The sequence below is a fragment of the Spirabiliibacterium mucosae genome (genome assembly GCF_014884965.1).
Classification (GTDB): Bacteria; Pseudomonadota; Gammaproteobacteria; order Enterobacterales; family Pasteurellaceae; genus Spirabiliibacterium; species Spirabiliibacterium mucosae.
Window position 1 is genome coordinate 119,590 of sequence record NZ_JABTBO010000001.1, and the last position, 17,148, is coordinate 136,737.

Below are 17,148 nucleotides of genomic sequence, written 5' to 3' on the forward strand. Positions count from 1 at the left end.
AAAACAATGGGGCACATTTTAACACCCCCAAGCATCAGGCTCGTTCATCAAGGTGTTAGGCACGATAACCCAACACCTTAATCAGATTAAAACTTCACACTCAGTGTGCCCACAACGGTTCTCGGCAAGCCATAAGAGTGCGAATTTGGGCTTGTGCGATAGCGTTTATTCAGCAGGTTTTCGACGTTGAGTGTAAAATCAGCATGTTGATTAAAGCGATAGCGCACCATGGCATCAACGACGGCGTAGGCTTTTTGACGCGACACTGATTTAGAGCGTGCAATTTGATCGCCACTCGCATTTTTTGGCAAGCCCCATGGCGTACGTTCATTAATCTCACTTTGCCAGCGCAGGCCAACGCCTGCCATCAGTTTTTGCCATTGATAGCTGGTGAACAATTTCGCTTGCTTTCTTGGCACCTCCGGATTTTTAACCATGCCGTCTGACGTTTTGGCTTTAGCGTAGCTAAGCCCTGCCATGATCGCCCAGTTATCGGTGATTGCGCCATTGATCTCCAATTCAAAACCGCGCGCTTTAACTTTAGCATCAACATCGTAATAATCACACAGGGCATTATTTTGCGAATAATGCGCGCAATAGCCTACATTACTTTTGCGCGTTTCAAACAAGGATAATGATCCATTTAAACGTTGATCAAAAAACTCTCCTTTTAATCCCACTTCTGTGTTGCTGCCTTTTTCGGGGTTGAGGTATTCGCCGTGAACATTCACCTTGGTTTGAGGTTTAAAAATCTGCGCATAACTACTATAGAGCGATATATTGTTAGTCAAATCATAAACAACGCCAACATAAGGTGTAAAACTGCTCAGCGCGTTATTCCCATTGATATATTGTGTTTCTTCTTTGACTTTAAAAGCGGTATATCGGCCTCCAGCAATAAAGGCAAGCTTATCCGTCAAATAAAGCCGTGTTGCCCCATAGCCACCGAGTTGGCGAATACGGTTATAATCCATAGCATTCGACACCCACGGCGCGATAGTATAATCGCCGTTGAAATTCACGATGTTATCCAGCCCGCGCATACGATTAATTTGGCGTTGATAACGTGGTTGATCGCTTTTTAAATCATAGCCACTTAAACCAAACATCGCATCATGTTGCCGCCCCCACAGATCGTAATGCCCATTAAGTGCTAACGTGAAATTGTGCTGCACTGGCTGCTCGTCACTGCGGACAATCACGCCTGCCCCCATTTGAGCCGCACGATTGACAAATAAAGAACCTACAACGCCCGCAACTTGGTCACGATGGCCTTTGATATAGCCATATTCTGCTTTGAGCGTCCAGTTTTCATTTAATCGATGCGTCAACTCAGTAAACACATTGATATTGTGATAATTGACATAAGAGCCATTAATCGTGGCGTTATAGCCTTTTTTCACTGAAATTGGATCACCGTTAGTGTCATATAACACCAAGCCAAACATGGATGAATTACGATCGCGCATGTATTGATATGTGCCGCCTAATGTGAAGGTGGTGTCATCTGAAATATCCCACTCAGTGATACCATAGAGCATGCCATTGCGGTTATCACTGCGATCTTGAAAGCTATCCGCTTGGGTAAACGCGCCGACCAAACGACCACGCAGCGTTTTATCCTGATTTAAACTCCCTGAGAGGTCGCTTTGCACGCCGTATAAATTATCGCTGCCCGCTTTCAAGGCCACATTGCCTTGAAAATCCGCTGTTGGGCGCTTGCGATGCAAGCTAATCGTAGCACTCGGTTGCCCTGAACCGTCCATCAGTGCGGTGGCACCTCGCAATACTTCAATGCGATCATATTGTGCGGTATTGATCATGCTCCACGCATTCGGCTCCGCCCCAGGCCCTTTGCCACCTAAGCCAACGATATTGATTGGCATGCCATCCAGCTGAAAATTTTCCACTTTGTTACCGCGAGCATAAAGCACCGTGTAGCCTGAAATTTTTGACCCTTTGGTATCGGTATAAAGCCCAACGGCTTGCTCCACCACCTTGCCCAGCGTGGTGAGGTTTTGATCATCAATTTGTTGTGCCGACACAATACTGATGTTTTGTGGAGTTTGTCGCAATGTCATCGGCATACCCGTTGCTGTGCTTGTGCCATAGGCACCATAACCTTGGGTATAACTCTCTGTGGCTTTCACCTTGGTGGCTTTGCCTTGCACATGGACGGTATCCAACTCAACTGCGTCGGCGAGTGCTGGATAAGCTAAAGGTAATAACGCGAGAAAGAGCCGAGAAAAGGGAAAGTGCGGTCGGGGTGTGAACGGTTGCATAGGCTGTCCTTGTTAAAAACGTGATTTTACAAACGATAATTATTCGCATAACATGGCTATTGTAGGCGAAGTGCAGATATCCCATCACACCTAGCAGACAATTTTATCCCCCGCGAGAGGAAATAAAACACTTATGGACACCAAACTGTATAGACAAATCGATCCATTCCCTGAATTATTAGGCGTGCAACACTATCATGATTTTGGTAACGGCTTGTCGTGGAAGTCAGCAAAACTCTATTGCCAGCGTGAAAAATTAACAGCAGATATCACGTTTCATTCGAGTTTGCGATTGGTGTTTACCTTAAGTGGCAAAACGCATTTGCATTACGGTGGCCATAGCATGCAACTGTATGCTAATGAGGGCGCAATGGTGTCAAATTTTGATGATACGCTTGATGGGCATAAACATTTTTATGCCGGCGCCATGCAACATGAAATTGTGCTCTTTTTTACGTTGCCTTGGCTGCACAAGCACGGCATTCATGGCGATATTTTAGATCAACTGCAGCACAGATTGTGGCAAAAGCAGTTTACCATCACAACCAGTATGCGGATTTATCTTATGCAGCTTTTACACAGTGAAAACAGCCCATCACATTGGCAAAGTGCGGTGCAACAAAATCTCTGTATGTCGTTACTGCTTGAGATTTTGCAGCAACTCTTCCCGTATCCGTCACACAGTGATGTACCGTGCCAGCATGATAAACGCCTAGACACGTTGTTTGAACTGCTCCATAGCAGCAAAGCTGACAATTGGACATTAGCGCAAATTGCGCATCATTGCTGTAGCAATCCAACGACATTACAGGCGGCATTTAAAGCGCGCTATAACACCACCATTATGCACTATTTACAGCAATTAAAAATGCAACGTGCCAAACAAGCCCTAATGAGTGGGTTGAGTGTGAATGAGGCCGCGATGCTGGTTGGCTATCGCAAAACAGAGTGTTTTAGTGCGCAATTTTACAAAACCTTTGGCCAATACCCTAGCCAATTTAAAACATAAAGTGCGGTATGAAACAGCAATCTCTGATCACATTTCTCTTCTCGAGCACCTATATCAGCCAGCATATTGGGTCTGCTTTTATTAACATGACACTGGTTGTGATTTTGCGCCAACATGGCGCGACCCTCAGCCAACTGAGCCTGCTGCAATTTATCATTTTGCCCTATTCGTTACGTTTTTTATGGGCACCGTTAGTTGACCGCTTTGGCTCACCGCGCTGGGGGCATTTTCGCAGCTGGCTGCTGCCAACACAGTGTGCCATGGTATTGTTTTTATTAAGCGCATCCACATTTGACCCATTGGCCGATATCCACACATTATTTGTCATTTTATTTCTGTTTATGATCATGACAGGCACGCAAGACCTTGCCCTTGACGGATTGGCGTGCTCAGGATTTGATAAAAACGAACGTCACGTCATCAACAGTATTCAAGTGGCCTGTGGGCTGATTGGCAATCTTATTGGTGGTGCGCTGGTGATCATTTATCCACACATTCATTGGCATGGTGCATTATGGATTCTTGCCAGCCTCTCGGCCGTTCCCATTGTTTTTATCATCTTGTTCAAAGAGCATCGCACTACCTCCCAAACCGCACTTTCATTGCGCATAGGCTGGATGCAACTCGTGTCCTTTTGGCGCGGAAAACTTCACTGGTTAGGCCTGCTTTTTCTCTACTCTGTGATTATCTCAGGCTGCTTTGCTATTCTTTCACCTGTGCTCGTGGATGCAGGCTGGTCGTTTGCTCAAATCGGCACAATGAAAAACTATGGTGTTATTGTCGGGCTTATCAGTGTCGTGCTGATTGTGCCACTGAGCAAAAAATACCCGAGAGAAAAAAGCCTGCGCTTATTAACCGCACTTCAACTGGTCTGCTTGGGCTGTTTTATTCCGCTGCTACAAGGGCAACATACCGTTTTCTGGGCTTACCTTGCCGTAACTGCCAGTTATTTGTGCTTTGCACCGATTTTTACCTTAAACAGTGCATTAATGATGGACTTAGCTGCCAAAACCGACTTGCCAAGCACCTCCTACACCGTGCAAATCGCCGTAATGATGTTATTTTCCATCTGCTCATCGGCACTATGTTTACATCTTGCCGAACACATGGGCTATCAATGGGTTGTTTATCTCTCCATTAGTTGCGCCTTGCTCGTGTTTATCTGCATTCCTTATGTTATCCAAGGACTTTTTTATGACAAAAACGCCCATCGCGGATCGTGATCTCAAACTTGATATTATTGAGCATGTGAATGATGATCACCGAAAAGAGTTGCTCGCCATTGCCCAAGTCTATCTCTCAAAGCAAATCACACAAGCCACATTGTGCGATTTATACCACGAAGGCATGCTGCTGCTCACCGAAAGTCCAAAAGGCCAACACACTCAGTTTGTGGCTTTTGAATCGCAAGGTGATTTGCATGCAAATGTACGTCATCTTGCCATGCAAGCACAACAGCGCCAACAAGCCACAACGCCCACACAATGGCGCTTTTGCTTAATTGACGCCACTCAGCTCACACCGAATATGCGTCGCCTTGTGCTACAAACAGACCACGCTATTCCTCAAAATTCACCAGGTTATGCGTAGGCATTTATCATCAACACGCAGCCCGAGGTTCTCCGCCGTTACTACACGCTACGCAAAGCCATTCAACCGCCACACACGCGGCATTTTCTCGCTTATGTTGATGTGTATTGCCATGGCTACACGCCAGGCACCACCTGGGCAAGAGGACTGACAGTGGGTGATGAAGTGTTTGCTGATGGCGAATTTTATGAGCATACCGAGCATCTTCAAGCGGGGCAGGCGCTTTTGCTCGCCGATGAAACCGCACTGCCGACTGTCGCACATATTCTCGAAGGCTGGCAAAACCCTATTAGCCCTATCGTTATCATAATCACCCACGACAGTGCTGATCAAACCTACCTCAAGGACATCACGCTGCCAGCCAATAGTCAGGTTTTTACGCTCAATTATGAACATGGCGAAGAAAACATCATGGCTTGCCTTGAACAGATTGACACCATCGACACCGTCTGGGGCGCATGTGAGCAACATTTGGCAAAAACGCTCCGTCATTATTTCCGCAACCAGCGAAAATTGACTAGCACAAATAACAAAATGAAAGGTTATTGGATTAAAAAGTAAAGTGCGGTCAGGGTATAACTGACCGCACTTTCACTTAGTGCATATCCTGCAGGCGATAAACTTGCGTTTGGCGCAGGCTTTCGAGGCCTTGGCTGAGGGCCTCGCCGCCGGCGATGGTGGTGTAAAGCGGGATGCGCATTTGCAATGCGCTGGTGCGAATGGAGTGGCTGTCAGCGACCGATTCAGGCTGCGCGCCTGCGGTGTTGATGATCATGGCGATTTCGCCGTTTTTGATGGCATCAACGATATGCGGGCGACCTTCGCGCACTTTGTTGACAATTTGCACACCTAAGCCGTGCTCACGCAGGAATTGCGCAGTGCCGCGAGTTGAGCACAAGCCGTAGCCGAGTTGTTGCAGCGCTTTGGCCAGGCCAACGAGCTTGGTTTTGTCGCTGTCGACCACCGAGAGGAAGATTTTGCCTGAGGCCGGCAGCCGCTCGCCAGCACCAAGTTGTGCTTTCACAAAGGCTTCGGCAAAGCTTTCGCCCACGCTCATCACCTCACCGGTGGAGCGCATCTCTGGCCCCAAAATGGTGTCCACACCTGGGAATTTGATGAACGGGAACACCGCCTCCTTCACGCTGTATAAGTGCGGTAGGGTTTCTTTCACCACGTCTTGCTCGGCCAGCGAAATACCCGCCATCACTTTGGCGGCGATTTTCGCCAGCGGCACGCCGGTGGCTTTGGAGACAAACGGCACGGTGCGTGAGGCGCGTGGGTTGACCTCGAGCACATAAACATCACCTTCTTTCACGGCAAATTGCACATTCATCAAGCCTACCACGTTGAGCGCTTTGGCCATCGCCACGGTTTGGCGGCGGATTTCATCTTGAATGTCATCACTTAGTGAATATGGCGGCAGCGAGCAGGCGGAGTCACCGCTGTGAATGCCCGCTTGCTCGATGTGTTGCATAATCCCGCCGATCACCACAGTTTGGCCGTCGCTAATGCAATCCACGTCCACTTCGATGGCGTCGTTGAGGAAGTGGTCAAGCAAAATCGGGCTGTCGTCGGAGACTTTCACCGCCTCACGCATATAGCGCGTTAATTCGTCGTCGTTATAGACAATTTGCATCGCGCGCCCACCAAGCACATAAGACGGGCGCACCACCAGCGGGTAGCCCACCTCTTGCGCCAGCGCCAAGGCTTGCTCGCTGCTGTGCGCAATGCGGTTTTCAGGCTGCTTGAGGTTGAGCTGCTGCAAAATGTGTTGAAAGCGCTCGCGGTCTTCGGCGGCGTCAATGCTGTCCGCCGAGGTGCCGATAATGCGCACGCCATTGTCGTGCAGCGCGTTAGCCAGTTTGAGCGGCGTTTGCCCGCCGTAATGCACAATCACGCCGAACGGATTTTCAATACGTACGATTTCTAGCACTTCTTCAAGCGTCAACGGTTCAAAATAGAGCCTGTCGGCGGTGTCGAAATCGGTCGAGACGGTTTCAGGGTTGCAGTTAACCATAATGGTTTCAAAACCCGCCTCTTTAAGCGCCAGCGCGGCGTGCACGCAGCAATAATCAAACTCGATCCCCTGGCCTATGCGGTTCGGGCCGCCACCTAAAATCATCACTTTTTTGCGATCGGTTGGGCGCGCTTCGCACTCTTGCTCGTAGGTGGAATAGAGATACGCCGTGTCAGATGTGAATTCCGCCGCGCAGGTGTCCACCCGTTTGTACACTGGGTGCAGCCCCAGCTCGCCGCGTTTGGCGCGCACCGCACTTTCATCACATTTCACCAATTGCGCAATGCGCTTGTCGGCAAAGCCTTTGCGTTTGAGCCGGCGCAGCTCGTGGTAGTCGAGATCGTCAAGCGTTTTTTGCTCCAGTGCCAGCTCGTCTTGCACCAAATCGCGAATTTGCACTAAAAACCACGGGTCAATTTTGCTGTAATGATAGACCTCATCAATCGGCCAGCCGCTGGCCAGCGCGTCCGCCACATACAAAATGCGCTCAGGGCCTGGGTTGGAAAGCTCGGTGCGCAGTTTTTCGGTGTCTTCTGTTTTGAGGTTGAAGCCGCAAATGCCTGTTTCCAGCCCACGCAGCGCTTTTTGGAGCGATTCTTGGAAGGTGCGCCCCATCGCCATCACTTCACCGACGGATTTCATTTGGGTGGTGAGGCGGTCGTCGGCTTGCGGGAATTTTTCAAAGGCAAAGCGCGGCACTTTGGTCACCACATAGTCAATCGACGGCTCAAATGAAGACGGGATCAAGCCACCTGTGATGTCGTTGCGTAGCTCGTTTAAGGTATACCCCACCGCCAACTTCGCCGCCACTTTCGCGATCGGAAAGCCCGTGGCTTTCGAGGCCAGCGCGGAAGAGCGGCTCACGCGCGGGTTCATTTCAATCACGATCATCTCGCCGTTTTCAGGGTTGACGGCAAATTGCACATTCGATCCGCCAGTGTCAACGCCAATCTCCCGCAGCACGGCAAGCGAGGCGTTGCGCATAATTTGGTATTCTTTATCGGTCAGGGTTTGCGCTGGCGCCACGGTGATGGAATCCCCTGTGTGTACGCCCATGGCGTCGAGGTTTTCAATCGAACAAATAATAATACAGTTGTCCGCCTTGTCGCGCACCACTTCCATTTCGTACTCTTTCCAGCCCAGCACCGATTGCTCAATCAGCAATTCATGGGTGGGCGAGGCATCAAAGCCACGCTCGCAAATGGCTTGAAATTCATCGCGGTTGTAGGCAATCCCGCCGCCGCTGCCGCCCATGGTGAACGACGGGCGAATCAGCGTTGGAAAGCCGACCGCACTTTGCGCTTGCCACGCCTCTTCAAAGGTGTGCGCCACAAAGGATTTTGGCGTATTCAAGCCAATTTTGGCCATCGCCTCTTTAAACCGCCCACGATCTTCGGCTTTGTCGATGGCATCTTCAGTTGCGCCAATCAGCTCCACATCGTATTTTTTCAGCACGCCGTGTTTAGCGAGATCGAGCGCGCAGTTAAGTGCGGTTTGCCCGCCCATAGTCGGCAAGATCGCATCAGGTCGTTCACGTTCGATGATTTTTTCCACCGTTTCCCAGCGGATCGGCTCAATATAAGTGGCATCGGCCATATTCGGGTCAGTCATAATGGTCGCAGGGTTGGAGTTGACCAAAATCACGCGGTAACCCTCTTCACGCAGCGCTTTGCACGCCTGCGCGCCAGAGTAGTCAAACTCGCACGCTTGCCCAATCACAATCGGCCCTGCCCCGATAATTAAAATACTGTTTATGTCTGTACGTTTTGGCATTTTGCTTTCTCTATTTTGTCAATGTTCTGTCGTTGTGTTAGTCCAGTGCTGAGCTGGGGAGATAGAACTCACCCCGTCCCACCTCAATCACATTGCCGCCAACCCAAATGGTATTGTCATTATCCACCGTTAAAGCGAGCCTGTTCGGTCGATGGATCACATCACCTTGGGCGATTTGCCACGCCAGTGGCGCACGCTGGTGGTGGATTGCCCAGCCGCCGAGATTGGCCGCCGCTGAGCCTGTGCCTGGGTCTTCCAATACCGCGCCTTGTTGGCCGAAAAAGAGCCGCGCGGTGACTTGCCCTTGGCTTTCATGCCAAACATAAAGGCTTTGGCGAGCAAAGTGCGGTAAGAACAGTGCGCTTGCAATCTGGCAGGATGTCACCGCCTGCGCGCTGGCGAGCTGCACCAAGGTTTGCGCGCTGCCCGTGTTGACGTTGACCACCTCGCCGATAATATTTTCACTCTCCAGCCCCAGTATTGCCGCCATTTGCACCACGCTCAGCGCGCTTGGCGTGATCTCAACGAGGTTGCGCAGGCCAAACCGAACCTGATCGTTTTGATGAACCATCTCCACCCGCCCGGCTTGTGTTTGCAACGGGTAGCGTGCTGGCAAATCGAGCGCACGGCGCAGCACCGCGGCCGCACCCAGTGTTGGGTGGCCGGCAAAGGGCAATTCGTACTCAGGCGTGAAAATGCGCAGCTTTTTGACCGCACTTTGCTCTGTGGCTGGCTTAACAAACACCGTTTCCGATAAATTAAATTGCCGTGCGATCAGCTGCATCGCCTCTTGTGAAAGCCCATCCGCTTCAGGGAACACCGCCAGCGGGTTGCCACCAAAATGGCTTTGGGCAAATACGTTGACGATAACATAAGCGTAACTCTGCATAGGCTCCCTCTATTGCACGGCCAACCGCACTTTACCTTTAATACCGCACCACATAGCTCGCCGCGGTGTGGGTGTGGCGCAGCCGATCCATTTCGTGGATAAATTTGTCAAACAAGCCGCCCAAATCGTGCGGGCCGGGGCTCGCCTCGGGGTGGCCTTGGAACGAAAACGCCGATTGGGTGGTCAGCTCCAGCCCTTGCACCGAGTTGTCGAACAGCGAACGGTGGGTGATGCGCACCTCATCCGGCAGGCTGGTTTCGTCCACCTCAAAGCCGTGATTTTGGCTGGAGATAAACACCTGCTGGCTGTCGAGATCTTGCACGGGGTGATTGGCACCGTGGTGGCCAAAGGCCATTTTGCGCGTTTTGCCGCCCACGGCCAGTGCCAGCAATTGGTGGCCAAGGCAGATACCAAAGAGCGGTTTTTTGCTGTGTAATAAGGTTTTGATATTCTCAATGGCATAATCACACGGCTCAGGGTCGCCTGGGCCATTGGAGAGAAAAATGCCGTCAGGGTTGTAGGCCAGCACGGTTTGCGCCGGTGTTTGCGCCGGCACCACAGTGATGCGGCAGCCCCGTTCGGCCAGCATGCGCAAAATGTTGTGCTTCACGCCAAAATCATAGGCCACTACATGAAAGCGCGCGCCCAGTGGCTGGTTGAAGCCCTGCCCTAGCGCCCATTGGCCTTGTGTCCATTCATAGGCTTTAGCGCAGCTGACCTCTTTCGCCAAATCTTTGCCCGCCATTGAGCCGAAGGCTTTTGCTAATTCTAGCGCCTTGGCCTCGTCAACCTCACCGGCCATAATGCAGCCAGCTTGAGCGCCTTCATCACGCAGTTTGCGGGTGAGCGCGCGGGTGTCAATATCGGCAATCGCCACCACGTTGTTGGCTTGCAAATACTCGCTTAAGCTTTGTGTTGCGCGGAAGTTGCTGTGCGTCAACGGCAAATCGCGGATGATCAAGCCACTGGCGTACACCTGGTTGGATTCGGTGTCTTCGTCGTTGGTGCCAGTGTTGCCAATGTGCGGATAGGTTAAGGTGACAAGTTGCTTGGTGTAGGAAGGATCGGTGAGAATTTCTTGATAGCCCGTCATGGCGGTGTTGAACACCACCTCGCCCACGCTCACGCCAAGATGACCAATGGCCGTGCCGTGGAACACCGTTCCATCAGCCAGCACTAAAATAGCAGGTTTAGACATAACGCTCTCCCTGAATGGTGTTGTGGTTGTATGTCAAGAGCAAAGCCCTAGGCCCAACGCATCGAGTTCAGGTCGAAACGGCTACAACTGTAGCAAAATTGAGCAAATCATTGTAATAGACAACATGACAGAATTCAAGCTTTGCAACGAAATAGATTTTTATTCAAAATATTGAATTATTATGCTTAATATTTGCGTAACATGCAAGCACAAATCGCGGCGAAATTTTCTGCTGTGCTTTGCGCCCAAACTTGCTAAAATAGCCAAACTAATCAAAAGAGGTGAGAGATGTTTTTGTCGAAATTCAAATGCCTTGGCGCCAGCGTGCTGCTGGCCGTGGTGCTCAGTGGTTGCTCGTCGCAAATTGACCCCGTCACCGGCGAGCGCCCAGACCCGCTGGAGAGCTTCAACCGCACAATGTGGGATTTCAACTACAAAGTCGCAGACCCATATTTGCTCAAGCCCGTCGCACAAGGCTGGAAAAATCATGTACCAAAACCGCTGACCACCGCGCTGACCAACGCGGCGAACAACCTTGACGAGCCCGCCAGCTTTGTCAACCGCCTGCTTGAAGGCGAGTTCCAAAAAGCGATGGTGCATTTCAACCGTTTTTGGATCAACTCGATTTTCGGCCTGTTCGGCTTTATGGACATCGCCAGCGCAAGCGAGCCGCTGCAAATCACGGGCAACCGCACTTTTGGTGACACGCTTGGCACCTGGGGCGTGGGCAGTGGCCCTTACGTGATGCTGCCGCTTTATGGGCCAGCCACACCGCGGCAAGATCTCGGCCGCTTGGTGGATTACACCTACCCAACCTTGTCGATGCTCGGCCCGTGGTCGTGGCTGAAAACCGGTATTCAAGCGGTGGACGCGCGCGCCAAATTGCTCAGCCAAGACGCCGTGCTCGAGCGCTCGCAAGACCCATATTTAACCGTGCGTGAGGCCTATTTCCAAAACTTGGAATTTAAAATTCGCGACGGCAAAGGGGCGGCGCCCGCGCAAGAACAACTTTCACAAGATATCTTAAACGACGTAGATTAATAAGGATTAATACATGGAAATCACCTTGACCCAACGCCTGATTTTAGTCAATCAATACGAATTGATGGCGCTGTTAGACGAGCCGAATGCGGCCAAATACAAACGCATGCAACGCATTATCCAAGGCGGCTACAAGCTGGAAATGAAAGAGTTATACAAAGACTTTAGCGAGCTGAGCGAAGAAGAATGCAACACCGTGCGCGACACGTTGGAGATGTATCAAGCCTTGCAAGTCTCTTACAACAACTTGGCCGACAAAGGCGATTTGACCGCGCACCGCTTGAAATTCCTCGGCTACTGCGGCATTCGTGAGAAAAAATACCTCAACTACCTCGGCTTTGTGGCACAAACTGACAAAAACTACCGCGAGCTAGTGCAATGCCCGAACGGCTGCGACGCCCAAACCCCAATGTGGGATAAATACGTCAAAATGCTCGACATTTGGAACCAATGCCCACGCAAATTCCACCTAAGCTTGGCGGAAATCAAACAAGTATTAAATGCTTAAGCCAAAAGAGCAAAGTGCGGTCTGAGTTGACCGCACTTTTTTTTTTATAACGCGTGAATCAGCGCTTGCACCATGGCGGAGGACTGCTTGGCGGCGAGCGGTAAAAATTCTTCAAATGAGAGGTGGGATTGTTTGTCGGCCACATCCGAAATGGCGCGGATGACGATAAACGGCGTGTGAAAGGCATGACACACTTGCGCAATTGCCGCCGCTTCCATCTCGACCGCCACCGCATCGGGGAAGTCGGCCTTGATGCGCGCAATTTGCGCCTCGCCGTTGCAGAACATATCGCCGCTGCAAATCAGCCCGCGCACCGCACGTTGGCCTTGCTCACGCAACACGCGCTCGGTGTGTGCCAACAGCGTTTCGTCGCTGTCAAAGCGCGCTGGGTTAGCTGGCAGCTGCCCTTTGGCATAGCCAAACGCGGTCACGTCCACATCGTGGTGCGCGGTTTGGGTTGAAATCACCACATCGCCGACATTTAGCTGAGGGGCAATCCCGCCCGCGGAGCCGGTGTTGATCACAACTCGCGGCTGCGCCTTAAGTAAAAGTGCGGTTGTGGCCATCGCGGCGGCCACTTTGCCAATCCCCGATTGCACCAGCGAAACTGGCTTGCCTGACAGGCTGCCTTGATAAAGTGTGCTTGCGCCAAGGCGTGTTGCTTGCACGTTGTCCATGGCGTTTAATAAAATGTCAACTTCTTGCGCCATCGCGCCGATAATTGCAATGCTCATTGTGGCCCTTGTTGTGAGGTGTGGTTCAAAATGGTGGAAATCAGAAAATCGAGCACCGCGAAGGTGTAGTCGTCGTTATACAGCGTGCTGCGGGTCAGCACATATTGCCCGTTGATCACCACAAACGGCACGGTGAACACGCCGTAGCGCTCGGAGCGCAACACCGACTCTTTAGCTTGCTCGGCGATCTGATCGGAGCGCAGCAGGGTCAAAAAAGCGTCAGGCGAAATGTCGTGCTCCACCAGCCAATAATAGAGATTTTTGGCGTCCACCAGCGAGGTTTTGCCTTGGTTGACGGCGCTGTCAAAAATCAGCAATTCCGCCAAATCCCGCTTGCCCATTGCCACCAAGCCGTTGAACACGTTGGCAGTAAACAGAGCGGTGCTGATGGCCACGGGGTAAACATTGAGCACCACTTGCTCGTCGTGCAAGCGTTGATACAAAATCAAATTGTCATAAGCTGTCGAGCAATAAGGGCATTCGTAGGCGAAAAACAAGCTGATTTCAATGCGGTCGTCACCCGCTTTGGGCGTGAGGGTAAGCGGCTCTTTGTAGGAGAAAAAGTCTTTGCCGTCTTCAAACACAACCCCTTTCGATGCGCTCACATTTTGAGTTTTGCTCACCGCGACCGCACTTTGATTTTTGCCCGCATCAAACTTTTCCGCCGCCCACGCCAACGCGCTCACCGCGCATGCGCTGAGAACAAAAAAGGAAAAAATAACGTGGCGGAAAATTCGCATCGGGCTGTCCTGTGTTGTCATTGGGCTTATTCTAGCGCATTTTACTGCGGTTGTAGAGTATCGACAATTAATTGCACATTGCGCCGGCCTTGATATTCGTTAATATCGAGCCGATACACCATGCGCATGCGCTTGATGGAAAAATCCGGGTAAAGCTGCGGGTCAACATTAAAAGCAATGGCATCGAGCAGTTGGCCACCGCCGGTGGGCTGCACGAGCATTTTCAAATGTCGGCCAGCCAGCAGCCGCTGTTGCAAAATGTCAAACTCGCCATCAAACAACGGCTCAGGGAAGGCCTGCCCCCATGGGCCTGCCGCTTGCAACTTTTCAGCCGTTTCAAGGCAAAAATCCGCCGCACTCAGCTCGCCGTCGCTCCACACCACCGAGGTCAAACTCTCTGGCGTTAAAAGTGCGGTCACGGTGCGGTTGAATGCCGCTTGAAAGTCGTTAAGCCGCGCTTGACGAATGCTCAAGCCCGCGGCCATCGCGTGCCCGCCAAATTGCAAAATGATGCCTGGCTCAGTTTGGTCAATCCGCTCGAGCACATCGCGCATGTGAATGCCCTCAATCGAACGCGCCGAGCCTTTTAACACGCCCGCCTGCTCTTGGGTGAAGGCCACCACGGGGCGGTGGAAGTGGTCTTTAATGCGTGAGGCCAAAATCCCCAGCACGCCTTGGTGCCAGTCTTCTTGATAGAGCGCCAGCGCCATTGGTAGGTTATCCAGCGCGCTGAGGCGCTCGCACACCACCATCGCCTCTTGCTTCATGCCTTGTTCGATGCTTTTGCGCGTTTGGTTGAGGTCATCGAGATCTTGCGCCAAGCTGCGAGCGTGTTCGATGTTGTCGCTGAGCAGCAATTCAACGCCAATGCTCATGTTATCCAGCCGGCCGGCGGCATTGAGGCGCGGGGCGATGGCAAAGCCGAGATCGCTGGCCGTCAAGCTCGCCAAGTTGCGTTTGGCCACCTCCACCAGCGCTTTAATGCCAACGCAGCAGTGGCCAGCTTGAATACGCTGCAGCCCTTGAAAAGCCAAAGTGCGGTTGTTTTGATCAAGCGCCACCACATCGGCAATGGTGCCCAAGGCAACCAAATCCAGCAAATCGGCAAAATTGGGCACGCTTTGGTTTGCAAATGTGCCTTTTGCGCGCAAGGCACTGCGCAGCGCGAGCATCACATAAAAGGTCACGCCGACACCCGCGAGTGATTTGGAGGCAAAATCGCAACCGTGCAAATTGGGGTTCACAATCGCATCGGCGGCCGGCAAGGTCTCAGGCGGCAAGTGGTGGTCTGTCACTAGCACGTCAATGCCGTGCGCCTTGCACCACGCCACGCCATCAATTGACGACACGCCGTTATCCACCGTGATGAGCAAATCCACGCCTTTGGCTTGCGCCATTTCCGCCACCGCAACACTCAGGCCATAGCCTTGCTCAAAACGGTTTGGCACTAAATAATCAACATGGGCAAACCCCAGCATGCGCAGCGCGCGCACCGCCAAGGCGGTGGAGGTGGCACCATCGGCGTCAAAATCCCCCACAATCACAATGCGCGCTTGATTGTCCAGTGCGTTCATCAACAAGGCAACCGCACTTTCAATCCCCGTGAGGGTATGCGGCGGCAGCAGCGAGGCCAAAGTGCGGTCAAGCTGTGCGGCTGTGCGCACGCCACGGCTGGCGTAAATACGATTGAGCAAAGGGTCGTCACACACCGTCACGTCAGGCACGCTGCGCTGTTGGATTTGTTTATTCACAATCACCTCAAAAATAAACCCTGCGATGCAGGGTTTAGGCTATTAATGCTCGCTTTCTAATGCTTTGAGTAGCTCTTTTGGCTTCAAGTAGCCGCCGAGCACGGTGCCAGTGTCGGTCACAATGGTTGGCGTGCCTTGAACGCCATATTGCAGCCCAAGCGCGTATTGCTTGGCCACCACGTTGGCTTTCACCAAATTTTTCGGCAGCTCGCCGTTTTCAGCTTTGTTCAACGCCTCTGTGCGATCTTTTGCCGTCCAAATCGCTTCCATTTGTTGCGCTGATTTCGCGCTCAAGCCCCCACGCGGGAAGGCCAAAAAGCGCACCGTGATGCCAAGGTCGTTGTAGTCTTTAATTTGCTCAAACAACAAGTGGCAATAGTGGCAGGTGATGTCCATAAACACAGTCACCACGTATTTTTGCTGCTTGGCTGGATAGATAATCATCTCCTTTTCCATCGCGTTGAGCTTGCCGAGCAGCAGCTTTTCTTTGAGGTTTTCAAAATCGCCATTGGGCTTAATTTTGATCAAATCCCCTTGCAGCACATAATCACCGTTGTCGCTGACATAAAACACGCCTTGATCGGTGATCGCGGCTTTAATGCCAGGCAGTGGTGTGGCTTGAACGTCGATGTTGGTCATGCCCAAATTGGTCAATTTGTTTTCCAGTTCGCCCGCTAACGCCGACGTGGCGGCCACGCTTAGGGCCAGTGCGAGTGCTAATTTTTTCATGTCATATCCTTATTTACGTCCAATTTCGTCAGTCACCTGACCATAAATCATCAAGGTGAACACCACTGTGCCCCCTAAAATATTGCCAAGTGCGGTCGGGCCGAGGAAGGTGACAAAGTAGTCATACAAATTCGCCTGCCCTTGCATCACTAAATAGGCCATCTCGGCGGAGCCCACCACCACGTGGGTGAAATCGCCCAGTGCAATCAAATAGATAAAGAAAAAGATCATGGCAAATTTGCCGTTGCCCACCGTTGGCATCATCCACACAATCGAGGCGATCAAAATCCCCGCCGGAATGCCGCGGAAGATGTTGTCGCTGGCCGACATATGCGCCACGTGCTGGGCAATTTCATTCATCGCTTGCACAAATTCGGGGTTAAACACATGGTGATTTTGCAAGAAAAACGCCGCAATTGCGGTGCCGATCAAGTTGGCGCCAAACACTGTCACCCACAATTTTGACACCGCCATTAATTTTTTAAAACTCAATGGGTTAAACAGCGGCACCACGGTGGTGATGGTGTTTTCAGTAAACAACTGCATGCGCCCGAGGATCACCAGCAAAAAGCCCACGGTGTAGCCCATGTTGCTAATCAGCGGCGCCCAGGCTTCATCAGGTGTGTAGGCGGTGAACACCGCTTTAAAAATAAAGGAAAAGGTGATCACAAGCCCGGCGGTGATGCCTGAAAACACCAGCGCTTTGGTTGGCCGTGAGAGCTCTTCAATCCCATCTTGACGAATGATTTCATACAACAAACGTGGGCTCAAACGCTCATGCTCTTCCACCGCCATGCGGTCGCGGTAGGACAATTTGCTGTTATTTAACTCTGATTTCATATTGCTCCTATTATCAGGGTTGTCATTCAATTTCAAAAAAGTGCGCA

The 17,148-nt window shown here is 51.5% G+C and carries 15 protein-coding genes; 6 read left to right on the forward strand and 9 right to left on the reverse strand.

Annotated elements, in window-relative coordinates:
* Positions 1 to 86 precede the first annotated feature (86 nt).
* A complete protein-coding gene (locus HPC37_RS00640) occupies positions 87 to 2,282 on the reverse strand; it encodes a TonB-dependent siderophore receptor (protein ID WP_208121317.1) in 2,196 nt (731 codons plus the stop codon).
* Between the two features lie 133 nt (positions 2,283 to 2,415).
* Here HPC37_RS00640 and HPC37_RS00645 point away from each other — a divergent pair, with 133 nt between their 5' ends.
* The 4 genes from HPC37_RS00645 (at position 2,416) to HPC37_RS00660 (ending at position 5,442) form a co-directional block, all read left to right on the forward strand.
* Positions 2,416 to 3,291: a helix-turn-helix transcriptional regulator gene (locus tag HPC37_RS00645; protein WP_208121318.1), complete on the forward strand. Its 876-nt coding sequence runs from the start codon at positions 2,416 to 2,418 to the stop codon at positions 3,289 to 3,291.
* Positions 3,292 to 3,299: 8 nt separating this feature from the next.
* On the forward strand, positions 3,300 to 4,514 hold the full coding sequence (locus tag HPC37_RS00650; protein WP_208121319.1) for an MFS transporter: 1,215 nt from the start codon (positions 3,300 to 3,302) through the stop codon (positions 4,512 to 4,514).
* Complete coding sequence (locus tag HPC37_RS00655; RefSeq protein WP_208121320.1) at positions 4,486 to 4,881, forward strand: DUF2470 domain-containing protein; 396 nt, start codon at positions 4,486 to 4,488, stop codon at positions 4,879 to 4,881. Before HPC37_RS00650 ends, HPC37_RS00655 begins: the two co-directional genes overlap by 29 nt.
* 153 nt (positions 4,882 to 5,034) lie before the next feature.
* A complete protein-coding gene (locus tag HPC37_RS00660) occupies positions 5,035 to 5,442 on the forward strand; it encodes an SIP domain-containing protein (RefSeq protein WP_208121321.1) in 408 nt (135 codons plus the stop codon).
* A gap of 34 nt (positions 5,443 to 5,476) precedes the next feature.
* On the opposite strand, the gene carB is transcribed toward HPC37_RS00660, so the two are convergent.
* From carB to carA, 3 genes are read right to left on the reverse strand one after another with little or no spacing between them, the layout of a single operon-like run.
* A complete protein-coding gene (gene carB, locus HPC37_RS00665) occupies positions 5,477 to 8,671 on the reverse strand; it encodes a carbamoyl-phosphate synthase large subunit (RefSeq protein ID WP_208121322.1) in 3,195 nt (1,064 codons plus the stop codon).
* A gap of 37 nt (positions 8,672 to 8,708) precedes the next feature.
* Positions 8,709 to 9,560 (reverse strand): PhzF family phenazine biosynthesis protein, encoded by an 852-nt coding sequence (locus tag HPC37_RS00670; protein ID WP_208121323.1) that lies wholly within the window; start codon positions 9,558 to 9,560, stop codon positions 8,709 to 8,711.
* 37 nt (positions 9,561 to 9,597) lie between these two features.
* Positions 9,598 to 10,758: a glutamine-hydrolyzing carbamoyl-phosphate synthase small subunit gene (gene carA, locus HPC37_RS00675; RefSeq protein ID WP_208121324.1), complete on the reverse strand. Its 1,161-nt coding sequence runs from the start codon at positions 10,756 to 10,758 to the stop codon at positions 9,598 to 9,600.
* Positions 10,759 to 11,046: 288 nt separating this feature from the next.
* Here carA and HPC37_RS00680 point away from each other — a divergent pair, with 288 nt between their 5' ends.
* The gene (locus tag HPC37_RS00680) at positions 11,047 to 11,799 is read left to right on the forward strand and encodes an MlaA family lipoprotein (protein WP_208121325.1); all 753 of its coding nucleotides are present in this window, start codon (positions 11,047 to 11,049) and stop codon (positions 11,797 to 11,799) included.
* A 13-nt stretch (positions 11,800 to 11,812) separates the two neighbouring features.
* Positions 11,813 to 12,307 carry a YfbU family protein gene (locus HPC37_RS00685; RefSeq protein WP_208121326.1) on the forward strand — a complete coding sequence of 165 codons (495 nt, stop codon included), beginning with the start codon at positions 11,813 to 11,815 and terminating at the stop codon, positions 12,305 to 12,307.
* A gap of 44 nt (positions 12,308 to 12,351) precedes the next feature.
* On the opposite strand, the gene mtnN is transcribed toward HPC37_RS00685, so the two are convergent.
* Genes mtnN through HPC37_RS00710 form a run of 5 tightly spaced genes read right to left on the reverse strand, consistent with a single transcriptional unit; the run spans position 12,352 to position 17,101 of the window.
* Complete coding sequence (gene mtnN / locus HPC37_RS00690) at positions 12,352 to 13,041, reverse strand: 5'-methylthioadenosine/S-adenosylhomocysteine nucleosidase (RefSeq protein ID WP_208121327.1); 690 nt, start codon at positions 13,039 to 13,041, stop codon at positions 12,352 to 12,354.
* Positions 13,038 to 13,802, reverse strand: coding sequence for a thioredoxin domain-containing protein (locus HPC37_RS00695; RefSeq protein WP_208121328.1), 765 nt, complete (start codon positions 13,800 to 13,802; stop codon positions 13,038 to 13,040). Before HPC37_RS00695 ends, mtnN begins: the two co-directional genes overlap by 4 nt.
* 20 nt (positions 13,803 to 13,822) lie before the next feature.
* Entirely contained in the window at positions 13,823 to 15,532 is a 1,710-nt protein-coding gene (gene recJ, locus HPC37_RS00700) for a single-stranded-DNA-specific exonuclease RecJ (protein ID WP_208121329.1), read from the reverse strand.
* A gap of 42 nt (positions 15,533 to 15,574) precedes the next feature.
* Positions 15,575 to 16,261: a bifunctional protein-disulfide isomerase/oxidoreductase DsbC gene (gene dsbC / locus HPC37_RS00705; RefSeq protein ID WP_208121330.1), complete on the reverse strand. Its 687-nt coding sequence runs from the start codon at positions 16,259 to 16,261 to the stop codon at positions 15,575 to 15,577.
* Positions 16,262 to 16,270: 9 nt separating this feature from the next.
* Positions 16,271 to 17,101 (reverse strand): formate/nitrite transporter family protein, encoded by an 831-nt coding sequence (locus HPC37_RS00710; RefSeq protein WP_208121331.1) that lies wholly within the window; start codon positions 17,099 to 17,101, stop codon positions 16,271 to 16,273.
* Positions 17,102 to 17,148 lie beyond the last annotated feature (47 nt).

Excerpts from the sequence above, each read along its gene's own strand:
- HPC37_RS00670 (WP_208121323.1), bottom strand. The coding sequence starts at position 9,560 with ATGCAGAGTTACGCTTATGTTATCGTCAACGTATTTGCCCAAAGCCAT.
- HPC37_RS00645 (WP_208121318.1), top strand. The coding sequence starts at position 2,416 with ATGGACACCAAACTGTATAGACAAATCGATCCATTCCCTGAATTATTA.
- carB (WP_208121322.1), bottom strand. The coding sequence starts at position 8,671 with ATGCCAAAACGTACAGACATAAACAGTATTTTAATTATCGGGGCAGGG.
- dsbC (WP_208121330.1), bottom strand. The coding sequence starts at position 16,261 with ATGAAAAAATTAGCACTCGCACTGGCCCTAAGCGTGGCCGCCACGTCG.
- HPC37_RS00695 (WP_208121328.1), bottom strand. The coding sequence starts at position 13,802 with ATGACAACACAGGACAGCCCGATGCGAATTTTCCGCCACGTTATTTTT.
- HPC37_RS00655 (WP_208121320.1), top strand. The coding sequence starts at position 4,486 with ATGACAAAAACGCCCATCGCGGATCGTGATCTCAAACTTGATATTATT.
- HPC37_RS00685 (WP_208121326.1), top strand. The coding sequence starts at position 11,813 with ATGGAAATCACCTTGACCCAACGCCTGATTTTAGTCAATCAATACGAA.
- HPC37_RS00650 (WP_208121319.1), top strand. The coding sequence starts at position 3,300 with ATGAAACAGCAATCTCTGATCACATTTCTCTTCTCGAGCACCTATATC.
- mtnN (WP_208121327.1), bottom strand. The coding sequence starts at position 13,041 with ATGAGCATTGCAATTATCGGCGCGATGGCGCAAGAAGTTGACATTTTA.
- HPC37_RS00680 (WP_208121325.1), top strand. The coding sequence starts at position 11,047 with ATGTTTTTGTCGAAATTCAAATGCCTTGGCGCCAGCGTGCTGCTGGCC.
- carA (WP_208121324.1), bottom strand. The coding sequence starts at position 10,758 with ATGTCTAAACCTGCTATTTTAGTGCTGGCTGATGGAACGGTGTTCCAC.
- HPC37_RS00710 (WP_208121331.1), bottom strand. The coding sequence starts at position 17,101 with ATGAAATCAGAGTTAAATAACAGCAAATTGTCCTACCGCGACCGCATG.
- HPC37_RS00640 (WP_208121317.1), bottom strand. The coding sequence starts at position 2,282 with ATGCAACCGTTCACACCCCGACCGCACTTTCCCTTTTCTCGGCTCTTT.